General features: G+C 72.6%; 14 protein-coding genes and 1 pseudogene. 8 read left to right on the forward strand and 7 right to left on the reverse strand.

Going from position 1 to position 18,313, the window contains the following annotated elements; genetic code table 11:
- Window positions 1-136: 136 nt before the first annotated feature.
- The gene (gene recQ, locus OHS33_RS05130) at window positions 137-2,188 is read right to left on the reverse strand and encodes a DNA helicase RecQ (RefSeq protein ID WP_330329176.1); all 2,052 of its coding nucleotides are present in this window, start codon (window positions 2,186-2,188) and stop codon (window positions 137-139) included.
- 143 nt (window positions 2,189-2,331) lie between these two features.
- Between recQ and OHS33_RS05135 the strand changes: the two genes are divergently transcribed.
- Window positions 2,332-3,390 carry a hypothetical protein gene (locus OHS33_RS05135; RefSeq protein ID WP_330329177.1) on the forward strand — a complete coding sequence of 353 codons (1,059 nt, stop codon included), beginning with the start codon at window positions 2,332-2,334 and terminating at the stop codon, window positions 3,388-3,390.
- An 18-nt stretch (window positions 3,391-3,408) separates the two neighbouring features.
- Here OHS33_RS05135 and OHS33_RS05140 read toward each other — a convergent pair whose 3' ends face one another.
- Window positions 3,409-3,936 carry a universal stress protein gene (locus tag OHS33_RS05140; protein ID WP_330329178.1) on the reverse strand — a complete coding sequence of 176 codons (528 nt, stop codon included), beginning with the start codon at window positions 3,934-3,936 and terminating at the stop codon, window positions 3,409-3,411.
- A 313-nt stretch (window positions 3,937-4,249) separates the two neighbouring features.
- On the opposite strand from OHS33_RS05140, the gene OHS33_RS05145 reads away from it, so the two are divergent.
- Together OHS33_RS05145 and lysA are read left to right on the forward strand one after the other, a co-directional pair.
- Window positions 4,250-4,618: an SAV_915 family protein gene (locus OHS33_RS05145; RefSeq protein ID WP_330329179.1), complete on the forward strand. Its 369-nt coding sequence runs from the start codon at window positions 4,250-4,252 to the stop codon at window positions 4,616-4,618.
- Between the two features lie 12 nt (window positions 4,619-4,630).
- Window positions 4,631-5,965: a diaminopimelate decarboxylase gene (gene lysA, locus OHS33_RS05150; RefSeq protein WP_330329180.1), complete on the forward strand. Its 1,335-nt coding sequence runs from the start codon at window positions 4,631-4,633 to the stop codon at window positions 5,963-5,965.
- A gap of 18 nt (window positions 5,966-5,983) precedes the next feature.
- Here lysA and OHS33_RS05155 read toward each other — a convergent pair whose 3' ends face one another.
- The 3 genes from OHS33_RS05155 to OHS33_RS05165 all read right to left on the reverse strand — a co-directional run bounded on the left by OHS33_RS05155 (window position 5,984) and on the right by OHS33_RS05165 (window position 7,800).
- The gene (locus OHS33_RS05155; protein WP_330329181.1) at window positions 5,984-6,610 is read right to left on the reverse strand and encodes a 4'-phosphopantetheinyl transferase family protein; all 627 of its coding nucleotides are present in this window, start codon (window positions 6,608-6,610) and stop codon (window positions 5,984-5,986) included.
- Window positions 6,607-6,864 (reverse strand): acyl carrier protein, encoded by a 258-nt coding sequence (locus tag OHS33_RS05160; protein WP_330329182.1) that lies wholly within the window; start codon window positions 6,862-6,864, stop codon window positions 6,607-6,609. The genes OHS33_RS05155 and OHS33_RS05160 overlap by 4 nt, the downstream gene beginning before the upstream one ends.
- A gap of 78 nt (window positions 6,865-6,942) precedes the next feature.
- Complete coding sequence (locus OHS33_RS05165; RefSeq protein WP_330329183.1) at window positions 6,943-7,800, reverse strand: aminoacyl--tRNA ligase-related protein; 858 nt, start codon at window positions 7,798-7,800, stop codon at window positions 6,943-6,945.
- A 333-nt stretch (window positions 7,801-8,133) separates the two neighbouring features.
- Between OHS33_RS05165 and OHS33_RS05170 the strand changes: the two genes are divergently transcribed.
- The 4 genes and pseudogenes from OHS33_RS05170 to OHS33_RS05185 all read left to right on the forward strand — a co-directional run bounded on the left by OHS33_RS05170 (window position 8,134) and on the right by OHS33_RS05185 (window position 13,506).
- A complete protein-coding gene (locus OHS33_RS05170) occupies window positions 8,134-9,258 on the forward strand; it encodes a phytanoyl-CoA dioxygenase family protein (RefSeq protein WP_330329184.1) in 1,125 nt (374 codons plus the stop codon).
- Window positions 9,240-10,547, forward strand: a pseudogene (locus OHS33_RS05175) (DUF6271 family protein); the annotation flags it as partial. The gene OHS33_RS05170 and the pseudogene OHS33_RS05175, both read left to right, overlap by 19 nt.
- Window positions 10,533-12,272, forward strand: a complete 1,740-nt coding sequence (locus OHS33_RS05180; RefSeq protein WP_330334911.1) for a condensation domain-containing protein — start codon at window positions 10,533-10,535, stop codon at window positions 12,270-12,272. The pseudogene OHS33_RS05175 and the gene OHS33_RS05180, both read left to right, overlap by 15 nt.
- Window positions 12,259-13,506, forward strand: coding sequence for an MFS transporter (locus OHS33_RS05185; protein ID WP_330329185.1), 1,248 nt, complete (start codon window positions 12,259-12,261; stop codon window positions 13,504-13,506). The genes OHS33_RS05180 and OHS33_RS05185 overlap by 14 nt, the downstream gene beginning before the upstream one ends.
- 75 nt (window positions 13,507-13,581) lie before the next feature.
- Here OHS33_RS05185 and OHS33_RS05190 read toward each other — a convergent pair whose 3' ends face one another.
- The gene (locus OHS33_RS05190) at window positions 13,582-15,138 is read right to left on the reverse strand and encodes a CBS domain-containing protein (protein ID WP_330329186.1); all 1,557 of its coding nucleotides are present in this window, start codon (window positions 15,136-15,138) and stop codon (window positions 13,582-13,584) included.
- 198 nt (window positions 15,139-15,336) lie between these two features.
- On the opposite strand from OHS33_RS05190, the gene OHS33_RS05195 reads away from it, so the two are divergent.
- Complete coding sequence (locus OHS33_RS05195) at window positions 15,337-16,275, forward strand: DUF5829 family protein (protein WP_443065231.1); 939 nt, start codon at window positions 15,337-15,339, stop codon at window positions 16,273-16,275.
- Between the two features lie 29 nt (window positions 16,276-16,304).
- Here the strand turns inward: OHS33_RS05195 and OHS33_RS05200 are convergent, their stop codons facing one another.
- Window positions 16,305-18,122, reverse strand: a complete 1,818-nt coding sequence (locus OHS33_RS05200; RefSeq protein WP_330329187.1) for an ABC transporter ATP-binding protein — start codon at window positions 18,120-18,122, stop codon at window positions 16,305-16,307.
- Window positions 18,123-18,313 lie beyond the last annotated feature (191 nt).

Below are 18,313 nucleotides of genomic sequence, written 5' to 3' on the forward strand. Positions count from 1 at the left end.
GTCGTCATGGCCGGGAGCCCTGATGGGGTCCCCGCCTACGACGGTGCCCCGCGGAAGGAGCCGGTAGCGGCAGGCGCGGCAGGCCTTGACGACGTCCTTACGGCGGCGCGCCCGGCCTTGACGCGCTCGCTACGGCCTACTCCCAGTCGTCCCACGGCGGGTCCATCTCGTCCAGGTCGAAGGGCGGTTCGTCGGCGTCGGACGCCATGGGCCGCGCTTCGGCCGCCGCGCGCCCGGGCCGGGACGGTGCGGCGGAGGGCGGTGCGGCAGGGGCCGGGACGGCGGGAGCGGCAGGAGCAGCGGGGGCGATGGAGCCCGCCCCGGCCGTCCCCGGCGCGGCGCACTCCGCCAGGGTGGCGAGGACGCCCTCGGCGTACTTGGTCAGCTTGGCCTCACCGATGCCGCCGATGGTGCCCAGCTCCTCCGCCGAGGCCGGCAGCCGGGTCGCGATCTCGCGCAGCGTGGCGTCGTGGAAGACGACGTACGCCGGTACGCCCTGCTCCTTGGCCGTCGCGGCCCGCCAGGTGCGCAGGGCCAGGAAGACCGGTTCGGCCGCGGCGGGCAGGTCGACCGGGACGCGCGCGCCCTTCCCGGAGCGCGATCCGGACTCCTTGCGGGCCGCCGCGGCGACCGCCTTCTCCTTCCGCATCAGGACGCTGCGGCGCCCTCCCAGCACCTCACCGCTGCCTTCCGAGAGCACGAGCGTGCCGTACTCGCCCTCCACCGACAGCAGCCGCAGCGCCAGCAGCTGGCGCACGACCCCGCGCCACTCGGCGGTGCTCAGGTCCACCCCGATGCCGAACACCGAGAGCGCGTCGTGGTCGAACTGGATGACCTTGGCCGTCTTCTTGCCCTGCAGGATGTCGATGATCTGACCGGCGCCGAACTTCTGCCGCCGTTCGTTCGCCAGCCGCCACACGGTGGACAGCAGCTTCTGCGCCGCGACCGTGCCGTCCCAGGACTCGGCGGGCGTCAGGCACGTATCGCAGTTGCCGCAGGGCTCGCCCGACTGCCCGAAGTACTCCAGCAGCCGGGTCCGGCGGCAGTCGACCGTCTCGCACAGCGCCAGCATGGCGTCCAGGTGCATGCCCAGGGAGCGGCGGCGCGCCTCGTCGCCCTCGGAGCCTTCGATGAGCTTGCGCTGCTGCACCACGTCCTGCAGGCCGTACGCCAGCCAGGCCGTGGCGGGCTCGCCGTCGCGGCCGGCGCGGCCGGTCTCCTGGTAGTAGCCCTCGACGGACTTCGGCAGGTCGAGGTGGGCCACGAACCGTACGTCCGGCTTGTCGATGCCCATGCCGAAGGCGATCGTGGCCACCACCACGATCCCGTCCTCCCGCAGGAAGCGCGACTGGTTCGCCGCCCGCGCCCGGGCGTCCATGCCCGCGTGGTAGGCCACGGCGTCGATGCCCTGCTCCACGAGGAACGCGGCGGTCTTCTCCACCGAGGACCGCGAGAGGCAGTAGACGACTCCGGCGTCCCCGTCGTGCTCGGTGCGGATCAGCTCCAGCAGCTGCTTGAGCGGGTTGTTCTTCGGGGCGATGCGGTACTGGATGTTCGGCCGGTCGAAGCTGGCGACGAAGTGCCGGGCGTCTTCCAGACCGAGCCGGGTCACGATCTCGGCGTGCGTGGCCGCGGTGGCCGTCGCGGTCAGGGCGATCCGCGGGACCTTCGGCCAGCGCTCGTGCAGCATCGACAGGGCGAGGTAGTCGGGCCGGAAGTCGTGACCCCACTGGGCGACGCAGTGTGCCTCGTCGATCGCGAAGAGCGAGACCTTGCCGCGGTCGAGCAGCCGCTGCGCGCTCTCGGTGCGCAGCCGCTCGGGGGCCAGGTAGAGCAGGTCCAGCTCGTCGGCGAGGAAGGCCCGCTCGACGGCCAGCCGCTCCTCGAAGTCCTGTGTGGAATTGAGGAATCCGGCCCGCACCCCGAGCGCGGTGAGCGCGTTCACCTGGTCCTGCATCAGCGCGATGAGCGGCGAGATCACGACGCCCGTGCCTTCTCTGACGAGCGCCGGGATCTGGTAGCAGAGCGACTTGCCGCCGCCGGTCGGCATCAGGACGAGGGCGTCACCGCCGCCGACGACCTGCTCGATGATCTCCTGCTGCTCACCGCGGAAGGAGCTGTATCCGAAGACGCGGTGCAGTACCTGCAGGGCATCGGAGAGGTCGGGGGAAGCGTCCGGAAGGGCCATCCGTGAAGCCTAGCCGCACCTGCCGACACCCGGCTCCGCCCGCCGGAACCTGTGGACAACTCCGGGCGCGCGGACGATCCCGCTTCTTTTTGACGCGGACACGGCGACACTGGGGTGAGAGCGAGGAACCGAGGGGGGATCACATGGAAACGGGTGACCTGGCGGCACTGGCGGCCCGGATCGTCGCGGGCATGGCGACCGGCGTGGGGCAGGCCGTCACCGAGGCGGTGTCCGCTCTCGTACGGGCCCGGCTCGGCGGGTCGGAGCACGGCGCGCGGGCGCTGGCCGACAACGACGTCGCCGCGCTGAGTTCGGCCATCGAAACGGAGCTGGCCGCGGATCCGGCCTTCGAGGGGCGCCTGAACACCGCGCTGACGGTGACGCACACACAGAACACCGGTGGAGTGAACGTCACGGGGAGCACGCTCAAGCGCAGCCAGATCGCGCTCGGCCCGCTGAGCATCACGACGAACAACAACAACCGCACGTCGTTGGCCGGTCTGGCGGTGGTCCTCTTGGCACTGATCGCGTTCGCGGTCTTCGGAGCCGTGCACCTGTTCGCCGGGGACGACCCGCCCGCGGACGCGCCGGGCCCGGGCGGTGTGGCCGGGGCCCGCCCGGGGGGCGGGAGCGGCGGCCCGGGCGCCGACGCGGGGAAGGAGACGGCCGGGGACCGGAAGAAGGCCGTGGCGTTCGTTCCCGAGGCGCTCGGCACCCTGATCGTCCCGGACATCGGCGCCATGCCCGCCGGATGGTCCCTCGTCTCCCCCGCCAAGGTCGACCGCCTTGACGGGTCTTGCGATCCCAGCCCGGCGTGCGAGCGGGCTCCCTACCGGGTGGAAGCCGATTTCGGAGCGCCGACCGGAACGGGCGGAACGGGCGGCGCCGCCGGCACCCGTGGAATCGGGATCGAAGTGTTTCCCACGCAGGACGCCGAGGCCGCCACGACGATCACCACGTGGGAAACGGGTCCGGGTCACGGCTGGACGACCACGTCCTTCCCTCCCGTGGGCGACAACACCAGTGCGCTGGCCCAAGGCACGGCCCTCGCCCTGAAGTTCCGCGTCGGCGCCGTCTGCGTCCGCGTGACGGGCCACGGGGTGGACACCACCATGCTGGAGACGGTCGCGAGGACCGTCGCCGAGCGGGCCCAGCAGGCCCAGAACGGCGAGCGCCCCACCGCCACCGTCCACTCCGGCTGAGACGGACCGCCCGGCCGGTCAGGGGGTGAGTTCGCGGGGGTCCAGGGGGAGGTGCCAGAGGTTGCGGCGGTGTACGGAGTCCAGGGCCGCCTGGAGCGGGGACGGGGGCACGGCCAGGACGGGGCAGGTGGCGTGGGCCAGGCAGTAGCGGGCCACGGACGGGCGGACCAGGCGGCGCAGCGGGGCGCGGGATCCCGTGCCCACCACGAGCAGGTCCGCCGGGTCGCGGGCGGTGGCGTCGACGAGGGCCGCGCCCGGGGTTCCCCGGACCGCGACGCCGCCGAGCGGGACGCCCGGCGGCGCGGTGCCGAAGGCGGTGTCGAGGACCTCGCGCAGCCGGTCGACGGCCGCGGTGCGGCAGGCCGACAGGACCGTGGTTCCGGCGCCGCCCCGGCTCCCGAGGTCACCGCCCGGCGGCCGCCAGGCCAGGACGACCCACAGCTCGGCGCCGCGCACGCGGGCCTCGGCGGCGGCCCGGTGCAGGGCCGCCAGACTCCCCGGACTCCCGGTGGCCCCGACCACGACCCTCGGTGCGGCTCCTCGCACGGCGTCCTCCCTCTCCCACGGCCCCGGCGCGGTCCGTCCCCCGCCTCCACCGGTCCCATGGAAGGGCCGCGGCGGCGCGGGGGCGCGGTCGCTGACGCCTTCCTGACGCGGAGATCCGTAACCCTTACGGGTTCCTGATGCCGCCCGGCGCGCACCGTCAGTGATCCGTCAGGACACGGCCGGTCGCCGTATGGGTCGCGTTACGGGGTGGGCGCGCGGGCCCGGCCGCGGGGATAGCTTCGGAAGCCACGTCCGGGCCGCCTCCCCGCGGTCCGGGCGTCAACTGCCGTTCGTACCGCGCCGGGAGGGCCCCATGTGTCTGATCCAGTACGCCGACGATCCCGAGCCCGAGGAACCGGTCCCGGCCGGGCTCCTGTACGTACCCACCCGGCCGGGAGGGGCACACCTGGTGGTGCGGCTGTTCCGCACCCCGCTGGGAACGCGCACCGCCGTCGGCTTCACCAGCCCGGACCGGCTGGCCGCCACCCTCGGCGCCGCCCAGCCCTGGATCCGGCTCTCCGAGGCCGCGCTGCGGTCGATGGCCGCACCGCTCGGCGCGGACCTGCTGACGGTCGACCCGACGCTCACCGCTCCCCCGGTCGCGTCCGTCGCCCCCGCGGCCACCGGGCCCGCGGAGGAACCGGCTCCGCAGGCGCCCGAGACCACCGCCCGGACCGCCTGAAAGGGATCGCACATGACCATCACCGCCCCGGCCGATGCTCCGGCCAATGCCGGCGAGCTGTCCATATGGCCCGCGTCCACGACCCCGCTCCCGCACGGCGGCCTGGCCGTCGGCGGGGTACCGCTCGGCGAGATCGCCGACCGCTTCGACACACCGGTGTACATCCTGGACGAGGGCGAGGTGCGCGCCCGCTGCCGCACCTACCGGGACGCGTTCCCCGACGCCGACGTGCTGTACGCCGCGAAGGCCTTCCTCTCCCGCGCCATGGTGCGCTGGGTGGACGAGGAGGGGCTCGGCCTGGACGTGTGCTCGGCCGGGGAGCTGGAACTCGCCGTCACCGCCGGTTTCCCGCCCGAGCGGATCGTGCTGCACGGCAACGCGAAGTCGCCCCGCGACCTGGAGGCGGCGCTGCGGCTCGGCGTGGGGCGGATCGTGATCGACGGTCCGTCCGAGATCGCGCGGATCGCGGCCGCCATGGGCCCCGGCGGGCACCAGAAGGTCATGGTGCGGGTGGTGCCCGGCGTTTCGGCGGGCGCCCACGACAAGATCCGTACCGGTACGGACGGCCAGAAGTTCGGCCTGTCCCTCACCGACGGGGGCGCGCAGCACGCGATCACCCGGGTCCTCGGCCAGCCCCAGCTCGAACTCACCGGACTGCACTGCCACATCGGCTCGCAGATCTCCGACGTGAAGCCCTATCTGGTGGCGCTGCGCCGCCTGGTGGGCCTGATGGCGCGGATCCGGGACGCGCACGGGGTGATCCTGCCCGAGCTGGACATGGGCGGCGGCCACGCCGTCGCCTACCGGCCGGGCGAGCCCGCCCTCGACCTCACCGCGCTCGCGCGCGGGCTCCGCGCGGAGCTGGCCGAGGGCTGCGCGGCCGCCGGGCTGAGCGTGCCGCGCCTCGCCGTCGAGCCGGGGCGGGCCGTCGTCGGCCCGGCCGGTGTGGCCGTCTACCGGGTGCTCGCCGTCAAGCGCACGGGAGACACGGTGTTCGTGGCGGTCGACGGGGGCATGAGTGACAACCCGCGGCCCGCCCTGTACGGGGTGCGCTACGCGCCCCGCCTGATCGGCCGCCACTCGACGGCCGGGCCGTGCACCGCGACCGTCGTCGGCCGCCACTGCGAGGCGGGCGACGTGCTGGCGACCGATGTGGAACTGCCGGGGGACGTCCATCCCGGGGACCTGCTCGCCGTACCGGTGGCGGGCGCGTACCAGCTGTCCATGGCCTCCGGCTACAACCTCGTCGGGCGCCCCGCGGTCGTCGCCGTGCACGAGGGCACGGCCCGGCTCCTGGTCCGGCGCGAGACGCTGGAGGACTTCCGCGGCCGGGACGTCGGCGCGTAGGCCCGCTGCGGTACGGGGTCACCCGTCAAGGGTGAAGGCCGTGGCCGGGGCGGCGCCGGCCACCGCGACCACGGCCGCGCGCCGCTCGTCCGTCCACTCCAGCAGCTGTACGTCGCCACCTCCCGCCTTCAGCCGGGCCTCCCGGCGGACCCACAGCCGCAGCAGCGCCGGGCCGGGGTCGGGCAGGCCGGCGGCCTCCCGCAGGTCCGCCGCGGGCAGCATCCGGCTCAGCACCGCCAGGGGGCCGGGACGGCGCGCGGCGGGCTCCACGTCGACGCCGACCGCACCGGGGCCGACGGCGGCCGCGACCAGCCCGTCGGCATGGCTCAGGCTGACGCCGACATCGGGGTGGCCGGGCAGGTACGGGCGCCCGTGCCCGGGCCGCTCGCACTCGGCGCAGTACTGCGCCGGGGACGACGCCTGCGGTGCCAGGCCGGTGAACCGGGCGGCGCAGAGCCGCACCAGCAGCCGGGCCGCCACCACGTCGTCGCGGCGGTCCGGCACCCGGATCCGGTCCAGGCGCTCGCGCTCCCACGGTGCGAGCAGGCCCTCGTGCAGCTCCGGACGGGCCAGCACCTCGCCGGTGGTGGCCACCACGGCCACCACCGTCCGGCCCGCCGGGCGCTCCTGGCCCGCCCGGCTCACCCGGCCGACGACGAGGCGTCGGCCAGTGCGGCGGCGCTCAGGAAGCGCTGCTGGACGCGGGCGAGCGTGCGGAAGTCGTCGATGGTGACTTCCTGGAGGTCGATGGTGCTGCCGGAGATCTCCTCCAGGAGGTCGATGAACTCCAAGAAGTCCATCGAGTCGATGAGACGGGCCTCGATGAGGTCCTCGTCGGCCTCGATCGCTCCTTCGAGGCCGGGGTTCTTCTCGTGGAGCCACGCGGCGATGCGTTCCATGGTGCGGGACTTCTCCTTGCTGGGTACGGGTTCGGTGCGGGCGCTGTACGGGCCCGGTACGGGGTGGGTGGGGGCGGCTCAGGCCCGGGCGTCGCTCAGTCGTTCCAGCGCCCGCTCGGGGGTGCCGTGGGTGAGGATCATGGCGTGGACCCAGCGCTCGACGCCGAAGGCGACACAGCCGCTGTACGCCGGTCCGTGCGAGCCCGCGCGGATGCCGAGCCGCTCGCCGAAGAAGTTGCGGTGGCGGTTCACGGATGCGATGGCGGTGCCGTCGGGGGCGTTGAACTCGTGCTTGACCGGGTCCAGCGCCATCAGCCGGGCCCGGGAGCCGCCCTTGTCGTAGAACGGGTCGTCGGCCACGGCGCGGGTCAGCTCCAGACCGAGGCGTCCGGCCACGTCCTGGATGAACTCGGCGCCCTGGTCCAGGTGCTCCACGGCCCCCTGCTTCGTGCCGAGGTACAGGACTTCGCGCATGTGGAAGCCCCACAGGCGGCGCAGTCCGTCGTAGTGGGTCTCATTGCGAAAGCAACGGCCGGTCGCGGAGAGCCGGAGCCCGTCCTCGCCGACGTCCCGGCCCTCCAGGGAGAGCAGCAGTCCGTAACAGGTGGCGGACGGCAGCAGGTGGCCGGTCGGCCGCAGGGAGAGTTCCCCGGGCGCCTCACCGGCCGCCAGTCCATCGAAGGCCTCCGGGGCGAAACGCCCGGCGGACACGCCGAGATGGGGGAAGTTGCGGAAGTAGTCCAGTCGCGCGAGGCCCTCGGCGGCCAGCAGCGGCGGCCCCATCACCTCGGGGGCGGCGAGCCGTGCGGCCAGTCCGGTGAGCAGGTCGTCCAGACCGCGCAGCAGGGCGGTGTGGACCGGGTCCAGGGTGATCAGGCCCGGACCGGGGTTCTTCAGACCGCCGTCCGGCAAGGCGGTGATGCTGGGTGTGCTCATGAATCCGCTCCCTCTGGGCGTGGATGAACAGTCGTCAAGGGCGTCGGCCGGAAATGGGCGGAAGGGGCGTGTCGCGGCGTGCTCGCATCGGTGCGAACGGCCGCGGACACGGCCGCCGTTGGCCTCGGCACAGCGAGGAGGGCGGCTGACGCTCCGTCATGGACAGGAGCTGCGTTACCAGGACACTAAGCCAGCCACTCGGGCATTGTCTAGACCAAAGTTGTCATACCGGCGATCATCGTCGACAGGGGCGTTTCGGGCCCGAAAGCAACGCAATCAGCATATTGAGACGCCACTTGACAGCAGCTATGGTCTAAACCAATCCTGCTGAACATGACGACACCTGCCCCAGACAGTCGCCCCCGCCGCCCCCGCCCCACGCTGCACAGAGCGCCGTCCGACCGCCCCTACTTCAGCGCGGACGGCGAGTCCTACCTGGCCCAGACCACCTTGCGGGAGCTGACCAAGTCGCGGCCGCTGCGGGTGCTGTCCGAAGCGGACTTCGCCCACTGGCAGACGTACGGGTACGTCATCGTCCGGGAGGCGATACCGGCCCCGGAGGCGCGCCGTCTGCTGGACTTCACCTGGGAGTTCCAGGGGCTCGACCCGGACCGGCCGGACACCTGGCACGAGGACCGGCCGTTCCGCTCCGAGCTGGACCAGCAGCTGCACGTCTACGGCTTCGTGGAGGCGTACCACCACCAGCTGCTCTGGGACAGCCGCCAGGCCCAGCGGGTGTACGACGCCTTCGTGGACGTCTGGGACTGCGAGGAACTCTGGGTCACCCTGGACCGGCTCAACCTCAACCCGCCCAACGTCAAGAACCGCGACCGGGCCCTGATCGACCCCACCGACCGGGGCTTCGACATCGAGCTGCACTGGGACATCGACACCACCCTCGGCGTCCCCCCGCAGCGCGTGCAGGGCATCATCGCGCTCAACGACACCAGCGCCGAGCTGGGCGGATTCCAGTGCAACCCGGAACTGTTCCGGCGGTTCGAGGAGTGGAAGACCGCCCAGCCCGCGGGCCGGGACCCGCTGCGCCCCGATGTGGACCGCACCGAATTCCCCGTCGTCCGGCCCGAACTGCACCCCGGCGACCTGCTGATCTGGAACGGCCTCCTCGCGCACGGCGTGGCCCGCAACACCTCGAAGGACGGGGCCCGGGCGGTCCAGTACCTGTCGATGATGCCCGCGCTGGAGGAGCACGAGCGGCTGCGGCGCTCCCGCGTGGAATCCTGGCGCCACCTGCGCACCCCGCGCTGGAACCGCACCCTGGTCGGCGACCCGGTGCGCCCCGAGTCCGAGCGCTACCCCACGGCCACCCTGAATCCGCTCGGCAGCCGCCTCCTCGGGCTCACCTCGTGGATGGACAGCGACTCCGACTCCGATTCCGACGCGAGCACGAGCACGCACACCGGGCAGAGCGAGGAGCCCTCGTGCGCCGTGTCTGCCTGACCCTCCCCACCAACCGCGCCTGCGCCGAAACCATCGGGGCGATCGGCGCGGAAGCCGCCTACGGCGCCCGGCACTTCGGCGTCGAGGTGCACCTGCTCATCCTGGACTCCTCCGCCCCCGCGGTGCTCGCCGAGCACCGGGCGGCGGTGCGCGCGCTGCCCGCGGCGCCCGGCGTGGTCGTCCACCACCTCGACGAGGACGAGCAGCGGAGCTTCCTGCGCCGGGTGATCGCCCGCTCCGGCGTCGCCGGGCCGGAGCGGCTGCTCGACCTGATGCTGCCGTCCCGGGTGTCCTACGGCGCCTGCACCAACCGCGCCTTCCTGATCGCGGAGGCCCTGGGCTGCGCGTCGGTGCACCGCCGCGACTCCGACAGCCACTACCAGTCCCTGGACGGGGAACCGGTCTTCCCCCTGCACCACGAGCTGACCGCCCTGGGGCGGCCCGCCGCCGAGGTGGCGGGGCTGGTGTCCCGGAGCCGGCTGGCCCCCGCGCACGCGGACCGGCCGGTGGCCATGGTCGGCGGCTCCTTCATCGGCGAGATGTCCGTGGACGTCGAGGAGATACGACGGCTCGACCCCGCGGTCTACGAGGACGTCATCGGCCTGTCGGTGCCCGCCGGGCTCGCGGAGATCTGGCGCAGGAACCTGATCGAGCAGTCCTTCCGAGGCGCCGGAACGACCCCCTTCAGCGCCGACCACACCACGCTCACCCAGGTCAGCCCGATGCGCGTGGACATGTGCAACATCGGCTTCGACCGGGCGGTCTACGGCCGGGTGCCCCTGCCGCCCGCCACCGACACCATCGGCAGCGACTACTTCCTCATCCACCTGGTCGACGACGCACGGCTCCCCGGTGTCCTGCACAACCGGCACATCGTCAACTACCACACCAACGAACGGCGTTCGGACGAGGGATTCCTCGCCTACCAGGAGCGGTTCGCGAAGTACCTGCTCTCCACCGGGTACTTCAACGCCGTGTACGCCCGGATGGCCGCGGCCGGCGGGGAACTCCTCGACGCCGGGGGCCGGGTCCGCGCCGCCGCCGTCGCCGGGTTCGTACGGGAGAGCGCCCTGCTGGACCGGTCGGAGAGCGCCGAACGGCTCGACGTCCTGGACCGCTCCTACCGCAAGCTCGGCGGCCGCTACGACGCCGTCGCGGACGCGCTCGCCACCCGTCGCGAACGGCTCCTGGACGAAGCGCGGCAGGACATGGACGCGTTCGCCCTGCTCATCGACGCCTGGGAACCCCTGGTCCGCGCCTGCGCGGCCGAGGGAATCAGGCCCACCGGGCCGACGGGCACCCGCACCGTCACCGTCGCGTACGCGGGCGGCGCGGAGCGCCGGGGCCCCGTCACCATGGGGCAGGCCAACATGATCCGCTGCATCCTGCGGGACGACCCGGCGCACATCAACATCCACGACGTGTGGCCGGTCCCCGCGGGGACCGGGCTGGATCCGGTGCTCGACGCGCTGCGCGCGCTGGTGGTGCGGCACGAGGCGCTGCGCACCACCTTCCCGGCCGCCGCCCACGACGGCGCTCCCGGCGAACAAGTGGTCGCGGCCGACGGGGAGTTCACGGTCACCGTCCTCGACCACGAGGAACTCCCCCCGGAACCGGCACACTACGCCGAGTCCCTGGCCAAGGCGGCCCGCGCCGGACGCTACGCCCTCGACCGGGACTTCCCCCTGCGGATCTCCCTCGTCGCCGTGCACGGCACCCCGGTCTTCGTCGCCCTGGTGTCCAGCCACGCCGTGGCCGACGGCAGTGCCCTCGGCGTCCTGCGGGAGGAATGGCTCACCCTGCTGGCCGGCGGGACACTGCCGCCGCTGACGGCCTTCACCCCGCTCGACCTCGCCGCCGAGGAGGCGACCCCGGCCGGGCTGCGCAAGTCCGAAGCCTCGCTGCGGTACTGGGAGGAGATCCTGCGCACCGGCCCGCAGGCGATGTTCGCGGAACCCCGCGCCACGGGCACCGAAGCGCGGATGGCCCAGCTCACCCTGCGCTCGGCGCGGGGCGCCCGGGCCCTGGCCCGCGTGGTGGAACGTACCGGCGGCCTCCCGTCGACCGTGCTGCTGACGGCGTGGTGCGCGCTCATCGCCCACCGGGCCGGCCAGCGCACCTGTGTCGTGGCGGCGCCGACCTCCAACCGGTTCCTGCCCCGGCTGGCCCGCTCGGTGAACACCGTGTCGCAGGACGCGCTGCTCTCCCTCGACGTCGACGTGCCGTCCTTCGACGCGCTGCTGAGCAAGGCGTGGGGGGCGGCGCTCAACGCCTACCGGCACAGCCGCTTCGACTCCGTCCGGCTGTGGGACATGATCGGGCGGGTCACCTTCGAGCGCGGCAGCCACTTCGCGCGCGACGTCGTGTTCAACGACGTGAGCACGCTCCTGTCCACGCTGCCGTCCGCCGAGGACGGCGCCGGTCCGGACCAGGAGCCGGAGCTGGCCTGGGGCCCGGAGCAGGTGCTGCCGACCCGGGTGCTGGCCTTCGCCCACCAGACGGATCCCGTGCTGCGCATCGCGATGTGGGCCGACCCCACGCTGTTCGGCCGGGACGAGGCGGAGGGCTTCCTCACCGGTCTCGTCCGGCTGCTGGAGGCGGCCGGAGCCGGGGACGTACCCCTCGCCTCGCTCACCGGGGTGACGGGGGTCCGCCCGGTCGAACGCGACGCGGACTGGGTGCGGGTGGACGGCTCCTGGGTCTCGCCGCCCGTCGTGGCCGAGGCCCTCGGCGCGGCGCTGGGCGGCCTCCCCGTGCACGTCACCACGGAGGACCGGGAAGAGACGCACCTCACCGCGTACATCGCCTCCGGCGGCGCCCCGCTCACCCCGGCCGGGGCCCACGCCGCGCTGATGGACGTACTCCCGGGCCGTCCCGGTGTCCTGGCGCCGCGGCGGTACGTGATCGTCCAGGACCCGCCGGCCCAGACCGGCCGGAGCAGCGCATGGCTGCGGCAGCAGATCCTCATGGAAGGGAACGGCCGGGAACGGCGGATGTCACATGACGATGGATGAGGTAACCGTCCGGCCGGAGCGGATCGCGCTCCCCAGCCCGTGGCGGTCGGGTCGCTTCCGCCTGTTCTTCACCGCCCGCAGCACCTCGCTGCTGGCCGACGGCATGCTGATGGTCTCGCTCACGACCGCCGTGCTGGGGGCCGGTTACGGGGCGGGCGGAGTGGGCTACGCGCTGGCCGCGTGGATGGCTCCGATCGTGCTGCTCGTGCTCGTCGGCGGAGTGCTGGCCGACAGGTTCACCCCGCAGGTGATGATGGTCGGCGCCGACGTGGTGCGGATGGTGGCCATGCTCGCCCTCGCGGCACTGCTGGCCACCGACCACGTACGGCTGTGGCAGATCATGGCGCTGCTCGCGCTCAGCGGCGCCGCGACCGCCATGTTCCAGCCCGGTCTGGCGAGCCTGGTCCCCCGGGTCGCCGAGGACATCCAGCGGGCCAACGCGCTGCTGCGGATCTCCGAGGCGATCTGCACCCTGCTCGGCCCCGGTGTGGCCGGTCTCCTGGTGGCCTACTGGGACGTGGCGGGATCCTTCGTGGTCATCGCGGTGTTCTACGCGCTCAGCGCCCTCGGCCTGACGCCGCTGCGAGGGCTGGGCACCGCCCGGGACGAGAGCGACGAACCCCTGTCGCGCCGGCTGGTCACGGGCTGGCACGAGTTCCGTTCCCGGTCCTGGCTCTGGGGGGTCATCGCTGTCTGGGCGGTCTACGGGCTCTTCGTCTTCGGCCCGGCGCTGCCGCTCGGCGCGGCGCTGCTCACCGAACAGCACGGGGCCGGCGGATACGGCTGGATCGCCTCCGCCGACGGCGCCGGCACGATCATCGGCGGCCTGCTCGGCATGCGGGTGCGGCCCGCCCGCCCGCTCGTGGCGGGGGCCTGCGCCATGTTCTTCTTCTCCCTCAACCCGCTGGCGCCCGCCCTCGGCTGGTCCTTCACGGCCACCGCGCTCACCGGGGTGCTGGCCGGCTGCGGATTCGCCTTCTGGGGGGTCATGTGGGCGACGAGCGTGCAGTCGCACATCCCGCTGGCGGTGCTGAGCCGCGTCTCCGCCTACGACGTGGCCGGATCCATCATGGTCATCCCGCTGGGCCGGGTGCTGGCGGGCCCGGCGGCCGAATCCTTCGGCGCCGACCGCGTGCTGCTCTTCTCCTCCGCGGTCGGCCTCGTGCTCATGGCCGTCATGCTCTGCGTCCCCGCCATCCGCGCCCTGGGCCGCGCCGCCCCGGAGGGCGCCTGACAGGGTGACGTTCGCTGAGCGGTCCCGGCGGCTGCTGATGTCAGCAGCCGCCGGCGGTCCTTCCACCCCCTGCGGTCAGGCGCCGCCGGGAGTGGGGTCACGGTCGATGACCTGCAGGAGCTTGAGCAGTTGCCTGGTTGCATCCAGTGCCGGGGCGTCCTGTTCGGGGGCGTCAACGTCCCAGTGCGCCAGGGCGTTCCTGTAAGCGCTGACCGTCTTGAGCCGGTCGACCATGTCCTCACGCTCGTACGGCCAGTCGAGCTTCGCCCAGCGGGCGTCGTCGTCGATCAGAAAGCGGTAGGCGCCGAGTGTCAGATCGGCAGCCGAGTGGATCTTCGCTGCCATATGAGGTTTGTGCGACGCGCGCAGTTCCTCAAGGGTGAAGCAGCCGACCGCACGGCGCAGTCTGCGCTCCACCTCTTCGAGGAGGGTGAAGGGTTCGACCCGCAGCTTCAACTGGGCGGCCAGGTCGGAGGCGGTGAGAACGCCCACCACGACACCTTCGGCATCCACGATGATCAGGAAGCCGCGGTGCTGGATGTCCCCGATGCGCCCGAAGAGTTCCTCGGATTCCCGCGCGGTCCGTGGATGGCGGTGCATCGCCTCGGCGATGGTGCCCTCGCGCCGCCCGAGCTGGGCGCGCGCTATGCCCTCCCATGTCACCGCGCCGATGAGCCGGTTGTGCGGCCCGACGACCGGCAGCTGCGAGAAGTCTCCTTGGATCATGCGAGTGACGGCCCGGCTCAAGGGCGCCTGTTCCTCGATGGTGACGACATCGCGTACGAACGGCAGACTGCCGATGCGCCAGGCGAGGTCCGCCTGGTCCGACCCGCCTGCCGTGCCCACGGCGGAGTCCTGGTAGGTGTGCCCGCCCTCCGGTGCGGCCACGTCGGCCTCTGGGTTCGCCGCGGCGACGGCGGACACGGTGACGATCCCGTCCATGCGTACGTCCGTGAAGTGCGGATCCACCCGCAACCCCCGCGTGCCCAGTTCACGGTCGACGAGGTCGATGACATCGACGGTCCGCCGGGACCAACCCCACAGCCCGATCAGGTCCCGGGCCGTCAGCTGGCGGCTCCCGGACTCCTCGACATCGCTCTCCAGCTCAACGGGCCCGGTCGGCGGCTCGATGTAGCCGTGGTAGCCGGGATCCACACCGTCCGCGGCAAGTGCCTCCACGCGCCGGACCGCGTCGCCACGGCTCAATTCGCTGATGGTCAGCAAGGACCCCATGCTGTCCCGCAGGTCCCCCTTGACGGCGGCCCGCTCCACGTCGCGGCGTTCCCACATGACCTCGCGGACGTGACGGAAACCGGGCGGGTTCTGGCCGCGGTACTCGTACTCACCGCTGAGCCGACCGATCGCGATCACCGACCGGAACTTGCGCGGCATGACGACGAGGTCCCCGGTGTCCATCTTGAGGAATCGCCACAACTGGTGCGTCCAGCTCCGGACAGTTCGGGGAGCCTCGTCCGGGTAGGTGCGTTGGAGCTGCTCACCCAGTTCCTCGATCGAAGTGCAGCCCGAGAGGTCGCCCAGGCTTTCCCAGCCCGCGAGGACCAGTCCTTCGTCCAGCGCTGCCTGCTCCCGCTCGCCCTGCTTCCCGCCCCTGACCGTCCACGCCCTTGCCACGACCCCGCCCCACCCCGTGCTCGAATCCTTCGACCGTCCGCCGCTGGCCGGAAGCGAAACAGTAGTGAGCAAGGATCTGATTCGCTCACCCGCGGCCACGAGATGGCTGGGAATCGCCATTTCCGGTACCGAACCACTCCGTTCGACACGCTTCGAACAAGCGGCGGGCGGCGTGGCCCGCGATCTACGATCGCCCTCATGTCATTGCGTCGTGTACTGCACATTTTCATGATCCTCGCCGTGGCCCTCACCGGGTGGGCCGGGGGCGCCACGAGCGTCGCCTGGGCCGACGGGGACGGGCCGTCCACCGGCCGTCAGCTGCTCTTCTACAACCACGCCTACGGGGTGCTCGACCGCGAGACCGCGGACGCCATCGAACACTCCGCCTATCTGCGGGACTTCGCGAACTTCCAGGTCCGCACCACGACCGGGGCGGGCGGGGAGAAGTGGACCGGCCGCTATCTGACGGGCCGCGAGACCTACCTCGAACTCTTCGGTGTCGGTGACGTCCCCGGCCAGGACGGGCTCCTCGGCGCCGGTGGGCTGGGGCTCTCGGCCGAACGCGCCGGTGACCTCGCCACGGTGACGGGTCGGCTGCCCGGTCTGGGCGTCCCGAAGCCCGTCTCCTTCCGCCAGACCCGCGACTTCGGTGACGGCGTCCCGGTGCCGTGGTTCGACGCCGTCCTCACCTCCGAGCAGTACGACGGCTTCGGCGCCTGGGGCATGGAGTACCGGCCCGAGTACTTCGCCGACCCGCGCGGCAAGACCGAACCGGCCTCCTTCCCCGGTGACGTCGGCCGCGAGCGGTACCTGTCCGACGACTACCGCGACCACCTCATGCGGGACGTGACCTCCATCCGCCTCGGGATCACCGCGCGCGACCTCGCCCAGACGGTTCCCCTGCTCCGGGCGGGCGGGTTCACGGTCCGGACCCTCCCGGGCGGCGGCGTCGTCGCCGAGGGCGGCGGCACCGCCATCCACCTGGATGCCGTCGCCCGCGAGGACGCCGGGCTGCGCCGGGTGGAGATGTCCCTCAACCACCCGGTGGGGTACCGCCACGAGGAGCGCCTCGGCCACTCGACGCTCGCCGTCGGCCCGGGCGCCCACGCCGTGTGGACCTTCGGGGCCGCCCGGTGACACCCGGCGGCGCGTGACGACGTACGCCGTCAGCGCCGCTCGGTCGGGGCGGCGCTGTCGTCCAGGAAACCGCCCGACTGGTGCTGCCAGAGCTTCGCGTAGGCGCCCTCGGCGGTGAGCAGGTCCTGGTGCGTGCCCTGTTCGAGGATCCGGCCCCGGTCGAGGACGACCAGGCGGTCCATGTGGGCCACCGTGCTGAGGCGGTGCGCCACGACGAGGGCCGTCCGCCCCTCCATGAGGCGCCACAGCGCCTCCTGGACGAGGATCTCGCTCTCGGAGTCCAGCGCGCTGGTCGCCTCGTCCAGCAGCAGGATCGGCGCGTCGCGCAGGATCGCCCGGGCGAGCGCGACGCGCTGGCGCTGTCCGCCGGAGAGCTTGACTCCGCGCTCGCCGACCATGGTGTCGAGCCCGCACGGCAGGGCGTCCGCGAATTCCGATACGTGCGCCGCGTCGGCCGCGCGGCGGACCTCGGCCTCGGTGGCGTCCGGCCGGGCGAAGGCGATGTTCTCCCGCAGCGTGCGGTGGAACATCGCCGGATCCTGCGGCACATAGGCCATCAGGCCGCGCAGGTCCCGTCGGCTCAGCCTGCTGATGTCCCGGCCGCCGATCAGGATCCGGCCCGCGTCGAGGTCCGTCATCCGCAGCAGCAGCCGCGTGAGGGTGGTCTTGCCGCCGCCGGACCGCCCCACGAAACCGGTCTTCGACCCGCTGGGCAGGGCCAGGTCCAGGCCCTCGAAGAGCGGCGCCGCCCCGGCGTGGGCGAAGGTCACCCGCTCGAAGCTGATGTCGGCGGACCGGGTGGGCGCCGGCTCGGGAGTCTCCGGATCGACCACGGTCGGCGGCCGCAGCAGCAGTTCCGTGAACTGCGCGGCCTCCGTCATCGAACTCTCCAGGCGGCGGTAGATCTGGTTGAACTCGAACATGATCCGGGTGGCGTTGGAGTAGTACGTGAAGGCCACCACGACCGCCTCCACCCCGTGGCCGTCCGCGGCGATCCCGACCGCGAGCAGCAGGCCCAGGGCGTTGGTCAGTACGGACAGGGGCGCGACGACGGTGTCGATGCGCAGGTTGCCGTAGTCCCACGAGCGGAGCATGAGCCCGCGCGATTCGGCGACGCGGGAGCGGTGCTCGGCGGCCTCGCCCTCCTCGGCGGCGAAGGCGTGGATCGTGTCCATGTTCATGAGGGTGTCGGCGACGTGTCCCGACACCCGGGCGATCGCCGCCTCGCGCCGGTCAACCAGGGCCTGCCGGCGGCGGACGAGCGGGATCACGCACACGGCCGTCAGCGCGATCATGGCCAGGAGGGCCACGACGAGCAGCGGGTCGTAGTGCCAGAGCACCACCGATCCGAAGAGCAGTGGGACGAACCTGCCGACGACCGAGAAGGTCAGGGTGTCGACGAGTTCCTCGAAGCGCGAGGCGAAACTCAGGACGCGCTTGGTCAGTGATCCGGCGAAGTTGTCGTGGAAGAACGCGGCGTCCTTCGCGAACAGCTCGTCCATGCCGATCACATAGAGGCTCTCGATGCCGCCCGCGTCGAGCCGGTTCAGGCAGTGCAGACCGATGCGCCAGAACGCTTCGGAGAGCAGCAGGACACCGGCGAACGCGAGGACGTACGGGAGCATCGACGCGAGGGCCGGAGCGGTGTCCCCGGCGATGCGGCCGACGAGCTTCGCGACGATCAGCGGGGCGATGTAGTTGATGCCGATGTTGCCGAGGGCGGGCAGCAGCATGCTGGGGGCCGTCAGCCACCGTCGGCGCGCCAACTCCCGTCCGTAGTAACGAAGTGCGAGGACCACGGGGCCCCCGCGGGACGGGGCCCCTCGTGCTGGTGCGGACGATCCCATGGCCACCCTGTGCGCTCGTGCGGCGGACGCGGAACCGCAGTGTCCCGCGGGGGCGACCGCGCCGTCCAAGTGTTTTCCGTGTGGGTGACACCGTGGGTGACGACGGGGATGACGACGTGCGGGCCGGAGGGGGGCGTGCCACGCTGGAGGATGGCCCGGGGTACCTCTGCCGGGTCATGCGCCGGAGTCCG

The organism is Streptomyces sp. NBC_00536 (assembly GCF_036346295.1).
GTDB lineage: Bacteria > Actinomycetota > Actinomycetes > Streptomycetales > Streptomycetaceae > Streptomyces.